General features: G+C 33.8%; 18 protein-coding genes. 15 read left to right on the top strand and 3 right to left on the bottom strand.

The window, feature by feature from the left end; genetic code table 11:
- Positions 1-201: 201 nt before the first annotated feature.
- The 8 genes from NK213_RS07885 (at position 202) to NK213_RS07850 (ending at position 8849) form a co-directional block, all read left to right on the top strand.
- Positions 202-528, top strand: coding sequence for a hypothetical protein (locus tag NK213_RS07885; RefSeq protein ID WP_253348365.1), 327 nt, complete (start codon positions 202-204; stop codon positions 526-528).
- A 338-nt stretch (positions 529-866) separates the two neighbouring features.
- On the top strand, positions 867-1238 hold the full coding sequence (locus NK213_RS07880; protein WP_253348364.1) for a hypothetical protein: 372 nt from the start codon (positions 867-869) through the stop codon (positions 1236-1238).
- A gap of 59 nt (positions 1239-1297) precedes the next feature.
- The gene (gene secA / locus NK213_RS07875) at positions 1298-3970 is read left to right on the top strand and encodes a preprotein translocase subunit SecA (RefSeq protein WP_253348363.1); all 2673 of its coding nucleotides are present in this window, start codon (positions 1298-1300) and stop codon (positions 3968-3970) included.
- 5 nt (positions 3971-3975) lie between these two features.
- The gene (locus NK213_RS07870) at positions 3976-4815 is read left to right on the top strand and encodes a PHP domain-containing protein (RefSeq protein ID WP_253348362.1); all 840 of its coding nucleotides are present in this window, start codon (positions 3976-3978) and stop codon (positions 4813-4815) included.
- A 94-nt stretch (positions 4816-4909) separates the two neighbouring features.
- Positions 4910-5326: a nucleoside 2-deoxyribosyltransferase gene (locus NK213_RS07865; RefSeq protein ID WP_253348361.1), complete on the top strand. Its 417-nt coding sequence runs from the start codon at positions 4910-4912 to the stop codon at positions 5324-5326.
- A gap of 2 nt (positions 5327-5328) precedes the next feature.
- The gene (rfaD, locus tag NK213_RS07860) at positions 5329-6309 is read left to right on the top strand and encodes an ADP-glyceromanno-heptose 6-epimerase (RefSeq protein WP_253348360.1); all 981 of its coding nucleotides are present in this window, start codon (positions 5329-5331) and stop codon (positions 6307-6309) included.
- Between the two features lie 597 nt (positions 6310-6906).
- Positions 6907-7581: a FadR/GntR family transcriptional regulator gene (locus NK213_RS07855; protein WP_253348359.1), complete on the top strand. Its 675-nt coding sequence runs from the start codon at positions 6907-6909 to the stop codon at positions 7579-7581.
- Between the two features lie 122 nt (positions 7582-7703).
- A complete protein-coding gene (locus tag NK213_RS07850; RefSeq protein ID WP_253348358.1) occupies positions 7704-8849 on the top strand; it encodes a glycerate kinase in 1146 nt (381 codons plus the stop codon).
- Positions 8850-9361: 512 nt separating this feature from the next.
- Here NK213_RS07850 and NK213_RS07845 read toward each other — a convergent pair.
- The 3 genes from NK213_RS07845 to NK213_RS07835 are packed head-to-tail and all read right to left on the bottom strand — an operon-like array spanning position 9362 to position 13518.
- Complete coding sequence (locus tag NK213_RS07845; RefSeq protein ID WP_253348357.1) at positions 9362-11125, bottom strand: NADH-dependent [FeFe] hydrogenase, group A6; 1764 nt, start codon at positions 11123-11125, stop codon at positions 9362-9364.
- 57 nt (positions 11126-11182) lie between these two features.
- Positions 11183-12991 (bottom strand): NADH-ubiquinone oxidoreductase-F iron-sulfur binding region domain-containing protein, encoded by a 1809-nt coding sequence (locus NK213_RS07840; RefSeq protein ID WP_371926397.1) that lies wholly within the window; start codon positions 12989-12991, stop codon positions 11183-11185.
- A gap of 50 nt (positions 12992-13041) precedes the next feature.
- On the bottom strand, positions 13042-13518 hold the full coding sequence (locus NK213_RS07835) for an NAD(P)H-dependent oxidoreductase subunit E (RefSeq protein ID WP_253348355.1): 477 nt from the start codon (positions 13516-13518) through the stop codon (positions 13042-13044).
- Between the two features lie 302 nt (positions 13519-13820).
- Between NK213_RS07835 and NK213_RS07830 the strand changes: the two genes are divergently transcribed.
- The 7 genes from NK213_RS07830 (at position 13821) to NK213_RS07800 (ending at position 18868) form a co-directional block, all read left to right on the top strand.
- Complete coding sequence (locus NK213_RS07830) at positions 13821-14330, top strand: transcription repressor NadR (protein ID WP_253348354.1); 510 nt, start codon at positions 13821-13823, stop codon at positions 14328-14330.
- Positions 14331-14388: 58 nt separating this feature from the next.
- Entirely contained in the window at positions 14389-15381 is a 993-nt protein-coding gene (locus NK213_RS07825) for a PTS transporter subunit IIC (RefSeq protein ID WP_253348373.1), read from the top strand.
- Between the two features lie 565 nt (positions 15382-15946).
- The gene (locus NK213_RS07820) at positions 15947-16297 is read left to right on the top strand and encodes a DUF2185 domain-containing protein (protein ID WP_253348353.1); all 351 of its coding nucleotides are present in this window, start codon (positions 15947-15949) and stop codon (positions 16295-16297) included.
- Positions 16298-16462: 165 nt separating this feature from the next.
- Entirely contained in the window at positions 16463-16906 is a 444-nt protein-coding gene (locus tag NK213_RS07815) for a hypothetical protein (protein ID WP_253348352.1), read from the top strand.
- Positions 16907-16958: 52 nt separating this feature from the next.
- A complete protein-coding gene (locus NK213_RS07810; protein ID WP_253348351.1) occupies positions 16959-17474 on the top strand; it encodes a histidine kinase in 516 nt (171 codons plus the stop codon).
- 77 nt (positions 17475-17551) lie between these two features.
- The gene (locus NK213_RS07805; protein ID WP_253348350.1) at positions 17552-18040 is read left to right on the top strand and encodes a hypothetical protein; all 489 of its coding nucleotides are present in this window, start codon (positions 17552-17554) and stop codon (positions 18038-18040) included.
- A gap of 108 nt (positions 18041-18148) precedes the next feature.
- A complete protein-coding gene (locus NK213_RS07800; protein WP_253348349.1) occupies positions 18149-18868 on the top strand; it encodes a GntR family transcriptional regulator in 720 nt (239 codons plus the stop codon).
- The last annotated feature ends 75 nt before the right edge of the window (positions 18869-18943 follow it).

Here is an 18943-nt window from a genome sequence, read left to right as displayed (position 1 = left end):
TTTTCCCGGGTTATGATTAGATTATACACTTTCCAGTTAGGGGAAAGTCAATGATAATTTACTTGGAAATGGAGAAGATAATCTTTTTAATTTATTATATCATAAAATTTTTTGCTGCCGGAAATTTCTTTTATATTACTGATATTATATGATAAAATGAACATAAGCTTTTATTTTATAAAGAAAGAGGTTAAAATTAAAATGATAAGGATTATAGGAATATTTTTTTTATTATATATTGTAAAATATTTTATGTACAAAACGAATGACGGAAAACCATTTGCGAAAATATTTGATTTTTTACTAAGTACAGCAACAGTGGGTTTTTATATGTTTTTTGCACTGATATTTATAGCTGTCTATGGTATGGAAAGAATAAATACAAAGATAGCGGTTTTTTTAACAGGAATATCACTTTTGGTGCTGATTATAAAATTTCTTTTTATAAAAAAGAAAAGTATGAAATTCACTATAATTATTGATATTTTTTATTTTATAATACTAACGGTATTTATTCTTGTAGGATAAGGACAGCCAAATAATAAGAAGTTCGAAATTAAATATTATGCAGAAAAATTAAAACAAATTTATAAAAACATTTTACTAAATAATGTAAAAGGAGTAATTGTTAAATTATCAGAATATTTTATTAAATATTGTTTGTTATTAAAAAAATATAGTTTTTTCTTTGAAAATCATAATAATTTCACTATTTAACTATACAAATTTATTAATAAATGATAAAATAGTAATACCTTGTCTCAGCTGCAGACTTATGTTTTAGTAAAGAGATAAGGGGCATATGTTTTAGCATTGGTGCATATTGCCTGATTTTGAGCAATTAATAAAGAAAAAAGAGGTAAAACATGAAAAGTAAGAAAGCCTTGTTTTTGGCATCATTAGTGTTGTTCCTTTTGAGCTACACGAATAATTATGCTGGAAAAAGTCAGGGTTTAATTATACATAGGGAAAAGCTGGAGTTTATATCGGGTTTAAATGAGGAAGAGCTGAAAAGACTTATACTTAAGATAAAAGATATAAAGAAAGACAATCTTAGCATAGACGACCTGAAAGACCTGCATGACGATTATTATGCAGAAGTCAGTATAAAACCTGTAGATTTCAGGGATTATTTTATAAGTTCAAAAAAAGAGACTGAAAAATTAATATATATAAATAAGAATGAAGACATAAAAAATAAAAAGCTTCAGGAAGTGATGGAAAGAAGTTTGGAATAGAGACTCCTTTATTTTGTTGTATAATAATTACTAAAAAAATAAAACCTAAAGGAGAAGAGATGTTAAACGCAGTCGCAAACAAAATATTCGGGACTTCTGACGAGAGAGAAGTAAAAAAATTAATGAAAAAAGTAGAGGCGATAAATGCCCTCGAACCAAAAATAGAAAAGCTTACAGATTTTGAACTAAAAGGAAAAACAGAAGAATTCAAAATAAGATTTGAAGGCGGAGAAGACCTTGATGATATACTGCCGGAAGCGTTTGCCGTGGCAAGAGAAGGTGCAAAAAGAGTACTTAGAATGCGTCATTATGATGTACAGCTTATTGGTGGAATGATTCTTCACAGCGGAAGAATAGCAGAAATGAAAACCGGGGAAGGAAAAACCCTGATGGCGACACTTGCTATTTATCTTAACGCACTTACAAGCAAGGGTGTGCATATAATAACTGTAAATGACTATCTTGCACAGCGGGATATGGAAATAATGAGACCCCTTTATAATTTTCTGGGACTGTCTGTAGGTGTAATAGTAAACGGTATATCAAACGAAGACAGAAAAAGATCATATGCATCTGATATTACTTATGGTACGAATAATGAATTTGGTTTTGATTATTTAAGGGATAATATGGTTCATAATATCAAAGAAAAAGTACAAAGAGTACATCACTATGCAATAGTCGATGAAATAGATTCGATTCTGATAGATGAGGCAAGAACCCCTCTGATAATTTCAGGAGCAGCTGAAGAAACTACACACTGGTATAATGTTTTTGCCAAAGTAGTATTACAGCTGAAAAGAAGTGTGAAAACAGAAAAAATAAAAGATAAGAAAAATACTGTTATACCTGAGGAAGATTACGAAGATTATGAAGTAGACGAGAAACAGCACAATGTAACAATGACTGAGAAAGGTATAAAAAACGTAGAAAGAATACTTAATATAGAAAACCTTTACTCACCTGAACACGTAGAGCTTACGCACTTTTTGGCTCAGGCACTGAAAGCTAAGGAACTGTTCAAACTGGACAGGGATTATATAATAAATGAAGATGACGAAGTAATAATAGTAGATGAATTCACAGGAAGACTAATGGAAGGAAGAAGATATTCAGACGGTCTTCACCAGGCAATTGAAGCAAAGGAAAATCTGGAAGTAGCAGGGGAAAACCAGACACTTGCCACAATTACACTTCAAAATTACTTCAGAATGTATGAGAAACTGTCAGGAATGACGGGTACGGCAAAAACTGAGGAAGATGAATTTAAGCAGATATATAAACTGGGTGTTGTAGCAATACCTACGAATAAACCTGTTATAAGAAAAGATTTTTCTGATGTTATTTACATTACAAAAAGAGCAAAATACGATGCAATAGTAGAAAAAATAAAAGAACTTTACGAGAACGGACAGCCGATACTGGTGGGAACAGCTTCGATACAGAACTCCGAAGATCTGTCAAAACTGCTGAAAAAAGCAAGAATCCCGCATGATGTCCTGAATGCCAAGCAGCATACAAGAGAAGCGGAAATAATAGCACAGGCAGGTAGATATAAAGCAGTAACAATAGCAACAAATATGGCAGGAAGAGGAACGGATATAAAACTGGGAGGAGATCCGGAATCTCTTGCATTAAAAACTACAGACAGAGGAACTCCTGAATTCAGAGAACTGGTAGATCAGTATCAGGGAGAATGTGAGGAAAACAAGGAAAAAGTCGTAGCAGCAGGGGGACTATTTATATTAGGAACAGAAAGACATGAAAGCAGACGTATAGATAACCAGCTTAGAGGACGGGCAGGACGTCAGGGAGATCCGGGAGCATCTGAATTTTATCTGTCACTTGAAGATGATCTAATGAGACTGTTCGGCGGAGACAGACTGCAAAACATGATGGCTTCGTTAAAAGTAGAAGAACACGAGGAAATAAGAAATAAATTCATCACAAGAGCAGTAGAAGGAGCACAAAAAAGAGTAGAAAGCAGAAACTTTTCAATAAGAAAAAATCTGCTTGAATATGATGATATTAATAATAAACAAAGAGAAGTAGTATATGCACAAAGAGACCTTGTTCTGAGAAATGAGGATCTGAAAGACCTGATTATTTCCATGATGAAAGAAACTGTAGAGGACTTCATAGATAATGCACTTTCAGGAGACTCAAGAGATGACTGGAATTTTGATTATCTGGTGGATAATCTTAGAGACAGCTATAACTATCATGTACCTGAACTGTACCTTGATATGGAAAGAAATAAAATGAAAGCTGAAATTATTCAGGATCTTCTTGACAGATATAATAATAAAGAGAGAGAAATTGGTTCTGAACAGTTCAGAGATGTAGAAAGATACATAATGCTGGAAGTACTGGATCAGAGATGGAGAGAAAATCTGAAAAACCTTACAGAACTGAGAGAAGGAATATATCTGAGATCATACGGGCAAAAGAATCCGATTAATGAATATAAAATAATCAGTACTGATCTTTATAATGAAATGATAGACGGTATAAAGAGAGAAGTAAGCTCATTCCTGATGAAGCTGAGATTCAAAACTGAAGAAGAGATGGAAGCGGAGGAAAGAGCACAGGGATTAGAGTCTGTACATCAGGAGATAGAAGAAGCCGAAGAAGTGGGAGATGCACTTGAAAAGGCTGAAAGTGAAATGCTTAATGTTTCGAGAAAGAAAAGAAGAGAACTGGAAAGACAGAATCATAAAGGAAGAAGGTAATAACAATGACTGATCTCCATATGCATTCGCTGTATTCAGACGGAACTTTCACTGTCCCCGAATTAGTAAAAAGAGCTGTGGAAAAGGGCATAAAAATATTGTCGCTTACTGATCATGACACTGTGGAAGGGCTTGGCGAGGCTAGAAAAGAATGCATGGAAAATAACATAAAATTCATAAGCGGGATAGAAATATCCACGGAATACATGGGGAAAGAAGTACATATACTCGGCTACTTCGTAGATGAAAACGATGAAAACCTGATAAGATTTTCCAAAGAAATGAAACAGGCAAGAATCAACAGAAATGAAAAAGCCATAAAGATACTGAATGACCATGGGATAGAAATTACAAAAGAAGATACATTCCGTGAGGCAGAAGGGGAGATTATAAGCAGGACACATCTTGCAAGGGCTTTGATAGCAAAGGGATATGTGGCTGATGTAAAAGAAGCATTCGAAAAATATCTCGGCTCAAACGGCCTTGCCTATGTTCCAAAATCGAACATGAATCCTTTTGACGGAATTGAAATAATAAAAAAGAGCAGAGGGTTGGCGTTTTTAGCCCACCCGAAGCTTATAGGACTGGATGAAGATGCTTTTGTCCAGCTGGTAAAAGATATGAAAGATAACGGACTGGACGGAATAGAAACATACTACTCGTTATTTTCAGAAGAGGATATAAAATACTTTGAAAAAACATCAGAAAAATTTTCTCTTATAAAAAGTGCGGGATCGGATTTTCACGGTGAAAACAGAAAAGGCGTGGATATAGGAGATAATTACGCACCAAAAGAACTTTTTTACATCTGGGATGAGCTTTATGAACAAAAAAATAAACATTAATATTTTGAATCAAACTAAGGATCATATGCCAAGGGAAGAGTTTCAAATCTTCCTTTTTAACTAAATGTATGGAAACGGGAAGGTGTAATAGAATATGAAAATATATTTTGCAGGCTCAGTAAGAGGCGGAAGAGAAAAAAGAAAAGAATTTGAGATGATAATAGGAAGATTAAAAGAATACGGAAAGGTTCTTACAGAGCATATATCAGAGCCTGATGAAGAAAAATTCGTGTATCATCAGACAGACAGGGAGATTTATGAGCAGGATATAAACTGGCTGAGAGAAAGTGACGTAATGGTAGCCGAAGTATCAATACTTTCTATAGGAGTGGGATATGAAATAGGTTATGCCGATGCAATGGATAAGAATATAATATGTCTTTATGACCAAAGTTCGGAGAAGCAATTATCCGCAATGATCAGAGGAAACCATAAGATAAAAATACTTGAATATAGTGATATAAATGAAGCACTGGAAAGATTAGCCAAAATATTTGCCGGGGAGGTATAAGAATGATAATAGTGACAGGAGCTGCAGGATTTATAGGAAGTGCTTTTGTATGGCAGCTGAATACAATGGGAATGGAAGATATAATAGTTTCTGATAAACTCAGAACAGAAGATAAATGGCTGAACCTCGCTAAGAGAAAATATTACGACTGGGTAGATAAAGATGAATTATTTAATTATCTGGAAACAACAGATGAAAAAATAACGGCAATTATCCACATGGGAGCATGTTCGGCAACAACTGAAAAAGATATGGATTTCCTTATGGACAACAATTATGAGTATACTAAAAAGCTTTGGGATTATGCAATAAAAAAAGATGCGGTTTTCGTATATGCAAGCAGTGCTGCTACATATGGAGACGGCGAGCTTGGATATGATGATGAAATAGATCTCGAAGGTCATACTACATTAAGACCTCTGAATAAATACGGTTATTCAAAAAAGATTTTTGATGTGTGGGCATTAAAGCAGAAGAAAACTCCGAAAAAATGGTTCGGATTGAAATTCTTTAATGTATACGGACCTCAGGAATATCATAAGGGGAGAATGGCGAGTATGGTTTTTCACGCATTTAACCAATATAATGCAGAAAAAGGCGTAAAACTTTTTAAGTCACATAAAGAAGGATATAAGGACGGGTATCAGCTTAGAGACTTTGTATATATAAAAGATGTTACAAACGTAATGTATTTCCTTATGAAAGAAGAAGGAGCACCTAACGGGGTATATAATCTGGGAACAGGCGGAGCAAGAGCTTTTTACGAACTGGCAAAATTAACCGTGGAATCAATGAACGGGGATATCAACGGAATAAAATTCGTAGATATGCCTGAAGATTTAAGAGGAAAATATCAGTATTTTACAGAAGCAAAGATGGAAAAACTGAAAAAAGCCGGATACAATGCAGGATTTACATCTTTGGAAGAGGGGATAAAGGATTATGTACAGAATTATCTCATGAAAGAAGATAAGTATCTGTAATATAAAACCGAAGATATGTTATAAAGCAGCAGCTGTGTAATCATTATACACTGGATGGGTTTTAAGCAGACAAAGTCCGGGCTTGAAAATAATAGAAAAGGCCATATGATAAAAACTGAGAAAATATAATTTTATTGTTAGTTTTTATAAAAAAACAATGAAATATGTAAACAATTTTAGTGGAATCATTACAAAGGAAAATTGAAAATTGAACAGATATAACTTTTATCAGAAACATATGGCAAATTTCTATTGACAATATAATAATATATGTTTATACTATGATTATATATGTAAATAGACGAAATTATAATAAAAAAATCTCATCCCAAAATAAAAAACTGTTTTAGAAAAACATGTCAATAGTTAATAAATTTTTTAAGATAACAAGGAATTAAACAAGGAGGTGATTACATAACATAAAAAATTTAACTAGATATATTTGACAATAGAGCGTAATTTTTTAATTATGTTAAATCTATGGTGATCTTATTTTAAAATTTAGGGTTATCAGGTCATTTTGTATTAGGAAAATTTTTTACTTAGATATTTTAAAATCCGGAACTATAATTTATTTAAACTTAAGGGAGAAAAACTATGGATGATAAGGTTGGAAAAGTATTTAACTATGTACAGGAAAAAATTTTAACGGGCGAATGGGATGTCGGTGACAAAATAACGCCGGAAATATCTCTTTCCAAAGAGCTGGGCGTTAGCCGTTCAGTGGTGAGAGAAGCAATAAAAAAGTTTGTTGCTTTGAATATACTCTCAAGAACACAAGGTGGGGGGACTTACGTAAATAATCTTACACCTAATATTTATTTTAATGATATCATACCGAATATTTCACTTAATTTGGACGGATATCTGGAAATACTGGAAGTGAGGAAAGCTCTGGATCCATTGGCAGTGAGTGTGGCGATGGCGAATAATTGCAGTATTTTAACAGCGGAACTTATACCAATAGTAGAAAAGATGATGGAATATAAGGATTTAAACAAGGAATTTTATGAATGGGATATGGAATTCCATAAGAAAATTGCAGAATGTACTGATAATGAACTAATGACAAGACTGTATGACATAATATCGCAATTGCTGAAAATTCACGGACGAAGAAATATCGAAAGAGGAAACAGCGAAAATCAGGAAAGACTCGAAGAGCATATAAAAATTCTTAATGCTATAAGAGAGAATGACATTGAGACGGCAAAAATCTTTTCTATAAGACATGTAGAAAGTTCAATAAATGAAGTTAAAGAAAATATGTAAAATTTCTGCTCCTAATTGAAATTAATGATTCTATTATAGCAAAAATACAGAATTAAATTGACAAAATAAGAAATTTAGCTTATAAATTAAGAATATTATATTCCAATAAGGAGGAGTAAAAAGTGAAAGTAGTAGCAGCAATAGATTCATTTAAAGGCAGTATGACATCGTTGGAAGTGTCAGAAGCTTTTGAAAAAGGTGTAAAAAAGGTATATAAAGATGCCGAATTCCTAAAAATCCCTCTTGCAGACGGTGGAGAAGGTACAGTAAAAGCGCTGATAGATAACTTGGACGGAAAAATGGTCAATATAAAGGTAAAAGACCCATTAATGCGTGATGTAGATTCATTTTACGGTATTTCCGGAGACGGGAAAACAGCTGTAATAGAAATGGCAGCAGCAAGCGGTCTGCCCCTCCTTGATTCAGACGAACGTGATCCTATGAAAGCCACTACATTCGGAACAGGGGAATTGATAAAAGATGCTCTTGAAAAAGGATGCCGTGAGTTTATAATAGGAATAGGCGGAAGTGCTACCAATGATGCAGGAATAGGAATGCTTTCAGCTCTTGGATATATATTTCTGGATGAAAACGGGGATGAGTTAAATCCAAACGGAGAAAATCTCCTGAAGATAAAAAGCTTTAGAGATAATAAAGTAATGAAAGAAGTATCCGAGGCAAAATTTTTGATAGCATGTGATGTGGATAACCCTTTTTACGGATCTAATGGTGCCGCCTATGTGTATGGAAAACAAAAAGGCGCTACTGAAGAGATGATAAAAATACTTGATAAAGGTATGGAAAATTTTTCAAATGTAATAAAAAACATAAAAAAAACTGATATTTCCAATATTTCGGGAGCAGGGGCAGCAGGCGGGCTCGGAGGTGCATTTATGGCTTTTTTCAATTCGGAATTAAAACCGGGAATAGATATTATAACTGAGAAAATAGAACTGGAAAAAAGTATAAAAGGTTCGGACTATGTTATTACAGGAGAAGGAAGAATAGATTTTCAGACAGCAATGGGAAAAACACCTTCCGGTGTGGCAAAGCTGGCGAAAAAGTATGGAATTCCCGTTATAGCAATCGGCGGAAGCGTTGATGACGAGATCGGGAATATATATGAATGTGGAATTACAGCAGCTTTTTCAATAATAGATTCGCCGATGACTCTTAATGAGGCAATGGACACAAAAAATGCACAGAGATTAGTGGAAAAAACAGCTGAACAAATATTCAGAGTTATAAAATCAAATGAAAAAAAATAATATATAAAGAATTGCTTCAAAATAGATTTTGATATAAGATTATTGAAATGAAAGAATTATTTTGAGACAGTTCTTTTTTTATGGGATACAGGTAGATATAAGATTTTTTGATAAATATATAAATAATAATGCGGACTGTTAAATATAAAATAAATTTTTATTTATTCACATTATTTTCACATTGAAATTATATGATATATAGGAGCAGTATAATATTTTAATTTTACACAAATCCAGGAGTTTTTAGTAAAAAAGTTTTCAAAAGAAATAAACATTATACTGCTAGTAAATGGAAAGAAAGCTGGTTCGAAACAGAATGTTTTGGAATTAATATAAGGATTCCGAAACAGCTGCAAAGAACCTTATCTCCTAAGTTTACATCTAGAGAGGCTGGTACTAATGCTGCCAGGCCTCTTTTTATAATATTCTGATATTTTTAGTGAATACAGAATTTAAACTGAAAATCATGGTATATATAGAAAACAGCCGCTAAAAAGACAGCTGTTTTGTATTTATATCTTATGTTTTTTAAAATATCTTGTATGCAGTAATTCATGGGATCTGTGGCTGAGCGGTTCACCGAAGTATTCTTTGTATAGTTTTATAATAAAAGGATTTTCATGAGATTTTCTTATTTTTTTAGACTCATCTTCTATTTTAAGTGCTTCGGTTCTTTTCTTTAAGATAGCAGTATTTCCATGGTGGTAAGGTTGACCGCCGCCTCCGATACATCCGCCTTTACATGCCATTATTTCTATAGCATGATATACAGATTTACCAGCTCTCACTTCTTCAAGAAGTTTTCTTGCATCTCCAAGGCCATGGGCTATACCTATTTTCAGATCCAGATCTCCGATTTTTACATCAGCACTCCGTACTCCTTCGAATCCTCTGACCTGAGTATAATCAATATCTTTCAGGTATTCTTTAGTGTACCAGTCAGCAGCTGTTCTCAGAGCTGCTTCAATAACTCCGCCTGTTCTTCCGAAAATAACACCTGCACCAGTTGATTCGCCAAGGGGATTGTCAAATTCTTCATCTTCCAGCAGACTGAATTCTATATTATACTGCTTTATTAATTTGGCAAGTTCTCTTGTAGAAAGAACAATATCAGTATCATAATCATTTCCTATTGAAAATTCATCCCTGCTTGCTTCATATTTTTTGGCAAGGCAAGGCATAACCGAAACAACAACAAGATTTTTTCTGTCAACGCCAAGCTCCTGAGCATAGACATTTTTTACAACAGCACTGAACATCTGCATAGGAGACTTTGAAGTAGAAGGAACATCCAAAAGATCGCTGAAATTGTGTTCAAAGAAGTTTACCCATGCAGGACAGCAGGAAGTAAGAATGGGGAGCTTTACACTGGTGTCACCTGCAAGATGACGTGTTAATCTGTCTAAAAATTCGGAAGCTTCTTCCATAATAGTAAGATCAGCACCGAAGTCGGTATCAAATACTTTATCAAAACCAAGATTTCGAAGAGCTGCTACCATTTTTCCCGTAACAAGCGTACCGGGCTCTAATCCGAATTCTTCTCCCAGAGCCGCTCTTACAGAAGGAGCTGTTTGAACAATTACTGTTTTTTCAGGGTCTCCCAAAGCTGTGACAACATCCCATGTAGAGTCATTTTCCACTAAAGCTCCTGTAGGACACACAGCAGCACATTGACCGCAGTATGTACATACAGAGTCGTTTAGATTGATTTCCATAGCAGTGGCAATAACAGATTCAAAGCCCCTGTTAATTGCTGATAAGACTCCTACAGTCTGGACTTCATTACACATTGTCTCACAACGGCGGCACATTATACATTTGTCCATGTCACGTATAAGAGACTTGGATATATCAAGCCTGTAAGTAGATTGCTCACCTTTCAGCTTTATATCCCTTATAGAAAATCTGTCAGCAAGATTCTGTAATTCACAGTTTCCGGATTTCTGGCATGTGAGGCATTCTTTGGGATGGTCTGAAAGAAGCAGCTCCAGCATAGTCTTTCTGGTTTTTAATGCTCTCACGGAATTAGTGCTGATTACCATTTTGTCCGTAACAGTAGTAACACATGCAGGGGCGAGATTTCTTCTGCCTTCTACTTCTACAAGGCACATCCTGCATGAAGACGGGGTATTTACACAGCCAAAGTCTGCAAGATTCAGGTAACAGAGAGTAGGAATACTGATACCGACACTTTTGGCTGCTGCAAGTATAGTAGTACCTTCCGGTACTTCCACAGTTTTGTGATCTATAGTCAGAGTGATTAAATCATGTTTCATAAATATCCTCCTTTTTAGTGGTTCTGTTAATAATGTAAAATCAAGTCCATCTCAGAGTTAGACTCTGTCAATTGCGTGAAATTTACATGCTTCATAACAAGAACCGCACTTAATGCATTTTTCGGTATCTATATAATGTCTTTGTTTCGGGCTTCCTGTAATGCAGGATTCCGGACAGATTCTTGCACACAGTGTACATCCTATACACTTATTATTAATTACATATTTTATTAAAGCCCTGCATTGTCCGGAAGGGCATTTTTTATCTCTTACATGGGCAATATATTCATCCCAGAATTTATCAAGGGTGGAAAGCACAGGATTCGGCGCTGTCTGCCCAAGGCCGCATAAAGCAGAATCTTTTATAATAAGTGAAAGCTCTTTCAGTGTATACAGGTCATCTTCAGTTCCTTCACCGCTTGTTATTCTTTTTAATATTTCAAGAAGCCTTTTATTTCCTATTCTGCACGGAGTACATTTTCCACAGGATTCATCAACTGTAAAATCCAGATAAAATTTTGCCATGGCAGGCATACAGTTATCTTCATCCATGATAATCATACCTCCGGAACCCATCATAGAACCTTTAGCCGTAAGACTGTCGAAATCTATAGAAGTGTCAAGATCATCAATAGTAAGACATCCCCCTGACGGACCTCCTGTCTGCACGGCTTTGAATCTTTTTCCGTTTTTAATGCCTCCGCCTATTTCGTATATAATTTCTCTTAATGTAGTTCCCATAGGAACTTCTATAAGACCGGTATTGTTGATTTTTCCCGCAAGGGCAAATACTTTTGTTCCAGGTGAATTTTCAGTACCAAAAGATCTGAACCATTCGGCTCCCCTTTTTATAATAACGGGGATATTAGCCAAAGTCTCTACATTATTGACATTGGTAGGAGAATTTTTGTAACCTCTCTCTGCGGGGAACGGAGGTTTGTTCACAGGTTCACCTCTTTTTCCCATCATAGAACGGATAAGAGCAGTTTCTTCACCGCAGACAAAAGCACCTGCACCGTATTTGAGCTGAATATCAAAACTAAAGTTAGTATTATAAATATTTTTTCCGAGAAATCCATGGCTTCTTGCATCTTTTATAGCTTTAGCAATCACTTTCATAGCATTTGGATATTCTGCCCTGATATATACAAGACCATATTCAGCACCTATGGCATAACCGCAGATAGCCATAGCTTCCACTATTGAGTGAGGATCGTCTTCAAGAATAGACCTGTCCATAAATGCACCGGGATCACCTTCATCAGCATTACAGACTACATATTTTTCTGGAGCTTCATTATGAAGAGCTATTTCCCATTTTTTTCCTGTGGGAAAGCCGGCACCTCCGCGCCCTCTTAGTCCTGAATTCTTCACAATTTCCACGACTTCTTCAGGAGTCATTTTCAGAGCTTTGTCTAATGCAGTGTAACCATCTGCCAAAACATAGTCATCAATGCTTTCAGGATTAATAATACCGCAGTTTCTAAGTGCGATTTTTTTTTGTTTTTTGTAAAAGTCCATGTGTTTTGGTTTGCCAATTTTTTCTTTGGTGAGTGGATTGGTGTATAAAAGTTCTTCGATTTCCTGATTCTTTAAGAGGTGTTTATCTATAATTTTATCAACATCGTCCAGTGTTATTTCAGTATAAAAGATTTTGTCCGGAAGGATTTCTACAATAGGGCCTCTGGCACAAAATCCGAAACAGCCTGTTTTGGTCACGTTAATTTCACTGTCCAGATTCATTTCTTTTATTCTGCTCTGGAATTTTTCCAGAATTATGTCGTTTCCTGAAGTGAGGCAGTTTACTCCACAGCAGACAAGTACCTGCTTTTTGTAATTTCTTTCCTTGGAAATACTGCTCCTCATATCTTCGAGTCTTTCAATGAGTTCATCACGGGGCATACACTTCACTCCCTTCACATATATTCGCTTACAATATTTTTTACTTCTCCTGCTTCTACTTTCTTGTATACTTTACCGTTTACCAATACTACAGGAGCAATTCCGCAGGCACCTATACAACGCAGAACATCCAGAGAAAATTTTCCGTCGGGAGAGGTTTCCCCAGCTTTTATTCCAAGCCTGCTCTGGAATTCATCAAGGACTTTTTCAGCACCTCTGACAAAACAGGCTGTCCCCATACAGACAGATATCGCAATATCTCCTTTGGGAATCATAGTAAAAAAAGTATAAAAACTAACAACGCCATAAACACTGGCAAGGGGTTCATTAAGTTTATCAGCTATGAATTCCTGTACTTCCTTGGGGAGGTAACCAAAGATTTCCTGAGCTCTGTGTAAAACTGTGATTAATGCTCCCTCCTTTGTATCCAGTGAATTTATGAATGCTTCCAGTTCTCTGAATCCATTTTCTTTTAGTCGGTTCGGACACATAATTATCAGCCACCTTTTTCAAATAAAGAATTATAAAAAGTACATATTTATTTTCTGTTAAGTAAAATGTATGTTGTAATAAATTATAGTCTCAAAATTTTTTCATTGTCAAGGACAAATATTCCTTTGGTTTACATATGTAAATCAGATTTGTCATGTAATAGAGAAAAATATCATTATGTAAAGTTTTTTTTATACATACATAAGAAAAAATAAAAATTGAAAAAATATCCAAAATATGATAAATTAAATAACATAGGTGACAAGACAGAAGAATAGACAATGTGAAATGAGGTGTAAAGTTGGATAATCAGGAAAGAAGAAACCAAATACTGAAAATATTAAATGAATCTTCCGAGAGTGTAAAAGGCAGTATTTTAGGAAAAAAGTTTAATGTTTCAAGACAGGTTATAGTACAGGATATATCTCTTTTGAGAGCAACAGGGGAAGATATCATAGCGACTCCTAACGGTTATATAAAACTCAGACATGAGGGAATAGTGAATACAATAGTCTGCCGTCATTCGGGGAAATATGAACTGGAGGATGAATTGGAAATTATAGTGAATTATGGCGGGAAAATTTTGGATGTATCAGTAGAACACGGTGTTTATGGTGAAGTAAAAGGAAATTTGAATATAGGAAATATGGGCGACATAGAGCAGTTTATGGAAAAGCTGGGATCATCAAGTGTAGAGCCGTTGTGTTCACTTACTGACGGACTTCATATGCATACAATTGAGACAATGAATAAAGAAAGTTTTGAAAAGATAAAAAGTGAATTATTAAAAAAGGGATATCTAATATTATAATATAAAATTTTTGATATACAAAAGGAGAAGAAAATTGAAAAAACAGGAAACAGGATTTTTGAACAATACTTTGGTAAAAATTTTGAACGGAATGGCATTAGGGTTAATGGCATCGCTGGTAACAGGGGTTATTCTTAAGCAGATAGGGACATATCTGCATATCAAGGAATTAATTATGTTCGGGCAGGTAGCGCAGTATATGATGGGGCCGGCCATTGGAGCAGGAGTGGCATTATCACTTGAAGCACCGCCTTTAGGAGTTTTTGCATCTGTAGTATGCGGTATGCTCGGAGCAGGAACCATTAAATACGGGGGAAGTTCGTATATACTTGCATCGGGTGAACCTGTGGGAGCACTTGCAGCCAGTGTAGCCGGAGCACTTGCCTCAAAAGTGGTATTTGGTAAAACTAAGTGTGATATTATTGTTGTTCCGGGTATTTCCATAATAACCGGAGGAGTAGTAAGCGTGTTTGCTTCGCCGTATATAAGCAGATTTATGATGCTTATAGGAAACATAATAAATAAATCTACGAATTTGAATCCTCTGCCTATGGGAATTCTTGTAGCACTAATAATGGGAATTATAATAACTTCTCCGATAAGCAGTGCAGCTGTGGCAATATCCCTTGGTTTGTCGGGATTATCAGCAGGAGCGGCAACTATAGGATGTGCATGTCATATGATAGGTTTCGCAGTGGCAGGATATAAGGATAACGGATTTAACGGACTTATATCGCATGGAGTGGGAACTTCAAAGCTGCAGATGGCTAACAGCATAAAAAATCCTCTTATTCTGGTACCGCCGATGGTAGCATCGGTAATACTCGGAGGTGTAGGGGCGGCAATATTTAAGATGGAAAATAATAAAATCGGAGCAGGAATGGGGACAAGCGGTCTAGTGGGGCAGTTCACCACATTTGAAGTAATGGGGGAGAAGTCACTTCTTCCTATGATTCTTCTGCATTTTGTATTTCCTGCTGTAATAGCTCTTTTAGTATCTGGTGTTATGAGAAAAATGGGACTTATAAAACAAGGGGATATGAAAATATAAAAAATATTTTTATTATTCACATTAAGTTCACATAGAAGTAGTATTATAATATCAAACAGTATAAAAGTTTATGATAATTTTAAAAAAATTGGAGTTTTTTGGGATGAAAGTATCGGGATAAATATTTTATACTGTAGGGAAAAAAGTCAATGTGTTATTAACACCAGTGTTTTGTTTAACTGAAATTAGGACTAATAAGTATCTGTTAATTTTAAAACACTTGTATCCGGTCATGAGGCCGGGTGCTAAAATCTCTCCAGAAATTTTGTTTTAAACTTTCAGGCTGTCTTTGCTAAGGCAGTCTTTTTTTGTGGGTTGGAAGTGAGGTCTAATAACTTCAAACTTTTGTATTTTCAGATAGAAATTATATTTATATTTTAAATCTTAATAGTTTTAAAGTCGATAAAATTGAAATACTTTTTGACTTAGTTTTTTTCTTAACAAAGACTAGAATTATTTGACTTCTAAAGAGGAATATGGAATAATCAAAAAAGGTAATAGAGAATTATGAAATTTAGTTATTCTGGCAGAAATGATATTTTAAAAATTGTGGAGGAGTTTGAAAATGGGGATAAAAAGTGAACTTTATGGCGGTTTTATAGTTTCTAAGAATATTCTTTACGGGAAACCAATAAAATATTCATTTAGAGAAGAGAGTTCAATTCAACAGCTGAATGGCTGGAATTTTTATGCGATTGATGAAGATGAAGAATATGTTAGCAATCCTGATAATTTTATAATTTTAAGTGCGAAATCTATGCATAATATAAATCCTGTAATTTTGGATATTTTTAGTGCACCCTATGGAACTGATTTATGTTGGTTGTATGAGAATGATATTCATGTTGGTTTTTATGATTTTAATGTTGAGAAAGAGTTTTCTATTATTGAAATGATAAAAATAATAAATAGTTAAAGAAGAAAATTATATTTGTGGTTTGGATGGTTATTGTTTGGACAGTGCTATTAAGTGAAAGTCTCTTGGGAAAAGTTCATTGCCTTTATTTTATGGACTTTTTTTGTTTTATTAAAATTTTTACTCAGGTTATTTGTTTGAAGATAAGGGGATTAGGAGAAAATTATGAAAGAAATCAAATGGCTTTTTGAAGTCAGTAAAGAATTAAAGACAGGAATAGTAGCTTATTGTTATGATTTTATAGATAAATTGCAATTAATTGATTTTAGTGCTAAATTAATGAAGAGCGGATACTATGAAGATGATATAGAAATACTGGCAGGCGGGAAGCTCTATGATTATGAGATATTTAGAAATATTGTTTATGATAAAAAGAAAACAATAACTGCTGAAGAAAGCGCAGAAGAAATAAAGAAAATAGGACTGGCAGATTTGCTGGAATTAAGAGCAGAAAAACTATCTGGTGATGAATTGCGGGGAAAATTGGAGTATATTAATGCAAAATATAGTTACCCGGAAGAATTCACTGGTTTCAGCAGGTACTCAAGTATATTATTAACACCAGAAGAAGCTTTGGATAAAGCAATTCTTTTTTTACAAAAAGTATAAATTGAAAAAATCTGGATTTTGTATTTGGTATAGTGAAAATAAGGAGGAAACGATGAAATTCACATTAAATAATATCTATGGAATTAACGGAATAGAGAAAATTGATTTGAAAGAAATAATAAAAGCATTTGGAGAACCAGATGAAAGAAAAATAGAAAGAGATAGTGAATACAAAGATTTTAATGTATATTTTGTATATTCCGAATTGGAACTTCGAATTTTCTATAGAACTAATTATTTTTTAGAAAGAGATTTGGTTGATTTTCACTCTTTGAGTTTTATAGTGAAAGAATTATATTTGGAAAATGGATTAAAAATAAAAAATGGTGAAGATATAAGAGAAGTTTTGACAAAAATCAGATATCATCATAAAAAATTAAATAAAGAATTTGAGTTTGAATATGAAGAACATGAATATGGCGGTTCATATGACTTTACTAATTTAGATATAACAATTTATTTTGAAAAAGAAGGCAGAATAAAGTATTTAGATGATATTTATGTGGACTTGCCTTATGAAGATAATCCGGAAGTGCCTTCTCTGGAAGAAATATTATATATGAAATAGCAGCGATTAATAAAAAAGCATATGGAGGAAAAGAAATGAACATACTAAAAAAGAAATAGAAGAATGTAAATTAAATAATGAAATTTTACTTCAATGAAAGTAAATTGAACAGCCTTTTTGTCGGTTATGTAGATATGGTAAAAGATAATATTATAAGAATAAGGGCAGTTTCTCCAGAAGGCTTAAATGACGGATATATATTAAGAAGATTATCAGATATCATAAAAATTGAGAGAAACACACTTTATTTAAAGAAAATAAAGAAGATAGCCGAAAATTTACATTACTTGGAAAAAAATATTGAAATCAACAATACAAAAGAAAAAGATCTGCTGACAGATACACTGAAAATAGCAAAGAAAAAGAAACTTTTGATCACTTTATATTTTGATGAAGATAAAAGCTCTCTAACAGGATATGTAAAAGAGCTGGGAGATGAAGAAATAAAAATCTCTGTTATTGATGAATACGGAATGGAAGATGGAGAGCATACAGTAACAATCAATATTATAGATCAAATAGACATAAATTCCCTGGATAACAGAAAAATAGAATTACTCCTATAACGACATAGTATTAAAGCTCAGAAATAACCCGAAAATAATCAACTATAAAAACACTGGAAAAAAACTCCCATATGGCATATAATAAAAATAAAGGGAAAAATTAAGAATATGATGAAATTCGATAAAATAGAAGAGTATATTTTAAATAATATAAAAAGTGACGTATATTTATCAGAGGAAAAAATAGAATCTGAAAATGAGCTGGCAAAAAAATTCGGAGTGAGCCGTATGACATGCAGAAAAGCCATTGAAAATCTCGTTCAGAGAAATTATCTGTACAAAATAAAAGGAAAAGGTACCTATGTAAAAAATAATGAAAATAAGCATATAATTTATTTGAATGAGGCAATAGGGTTCAGCGAAAGAACAAAAAGAGAAAATCTAAATGCAGTTACTCATGTTCTTTTGTATGAGGAACGTTTCCCGTCTGATCAGATCAGCAAAAAACTTAATATAAACAAGGATGAACGCATAGTATATCTGAAAAGACTAAGATTTATTAATGAAGAACCTGTGGTTGTGGAAATAACATATATCCCCAAGAAATTTGTAAACGAAAAAAAATTAAATGAATTCTTTGAATCTAAGTATAATTACGCATTAAGCGAGAATTACAAGATAAAAGAAATGCAGAAAGAATACATGGGTGTACTGCCGAACAGAGATATAAAGGAACTGCTTAATATAAAAGAAAATATACCGGTATTTAAGCTGGAAAATACAGCGGTGCTTGAAAATGATGAAATATTCGAGTATACAAAGGCTTATTATAATCAGGAAAAATATAAATTTTTGGAAATTTTAAAAAAAGATATTGACAAATATTGAAAATGTGGTATATATAAGTAAAGAAGTTTTTCTTCTTTATTTTTTAGGGAAAAACAAGTTGTCTATACAGGATAA

This window comes from Sebaldella sp. S0638 (genome assembly GCF_024158605.1).
GTDB lineage: Bacteria > Fusobacteriota > Fusobacteriia > Fusobacteriales > Leptotrichiaceae > Sebaldella.
This window is presented reverse-complemented; position numbering and strand designations above follow the sequence as displayed.

Coding starts and splice junctions, on each gene's coding strand:
- NK213_RS07885 (WP_253348365.1), top strand. CDS start 202: ATGATAAGGATTATAGGAATATTTTTTTTATTATATATTGTAAAATAT.
- NK213_RS07880 (WP_253348364.1), top strand. CDS start 867: ATGAAAAGTAAGAAAGCCTTGTTTTTGGCATCATTAGTGTTGTTCCTT.
- secA (WP_253348363.1), top strand. CDS start 1,298: ATGTTAAACGCAGTCGCAAACAAAATATTCGGGACTTCTGACGAGAGA.
- NK213_RS07870 (WP_253348362.1), top strand. CDS start 3,976: ATGACTGATCTCCATATGCATTCGCTGTATTCAGACGGAACTTTCACT.
- NK213_RS07865 (WP_253348361.1), top strand. CDS start 4,910: ATGAAAATATATTTTGCAGGCTCAGTAAGAGGCGGAAGAGAAAAAAGA.
- rfaD (WP_253348360.1), top strand. CDS start 5,329: ATGATAATAGTGACAGGAGCTGCAGGATTTATAGGAAGTGCTTTTGTA.
- NK213_RS07855 (WP_253348359.1), top strand. CDS start 6,907: ATGGATGATAAGGTTGGAAAAGTATTTAACTATGTACAGGAAAAAATT.
- NK213_RS07845 (WP_253348357.1), bottom strand. CDS start 11,125: ATGAAACATGATTTAATCACTCTGACTATAGATCACAAAACTGTGGAA.
- NK213_RS07840 (WP_371926397.1), bottom strand. CDS start 12,991: ATGAGGAGCAGTATTTCCAAGGAAAGAAATTACAAAAAGCAGGTACTT.
- NK213_RS07835 (WP_253348355.1), bottom strand. CDS start 13,518: ATGTGTCCGAACCGACTAAAAGAAAATGGATTCAGAGAACTGGAAGCA.
- NK213_RS07820 (WP_253348353.1), top strand. CDS start 15,947: ATGGGGATAAAAAGTGAACTTTATGGCGGTTTTATAGTTTCTAAGAAT.
- NK213_RS07815 (WP_253348352.1), top strand. CDS start 16,463: ATGAAAGAAATCAAATGGCTTTTTGAAGTCAGTAAAGAATTAAAGACA.
- NK213_RS07810 (WP_253348351.1), top strand. CDS start 16,959: ATGAAATTCACATTAAATAATATCTATGGAATTAACGGAATAGAGAAA.
- NK213_RS07805 (WP_253348350.1), top strand. CDS start 17,552: ATGAAATTTTACTTCAATGAAAGTAAATTGAACAGCCTTTTTGTCGGT.
- NK213_RS07800 (WP_253348349.1), top strand. CDS start 18,149: ATGATGAAATTCGATAAAATAGAAGAGTATATTTTAAATAATATAAAA.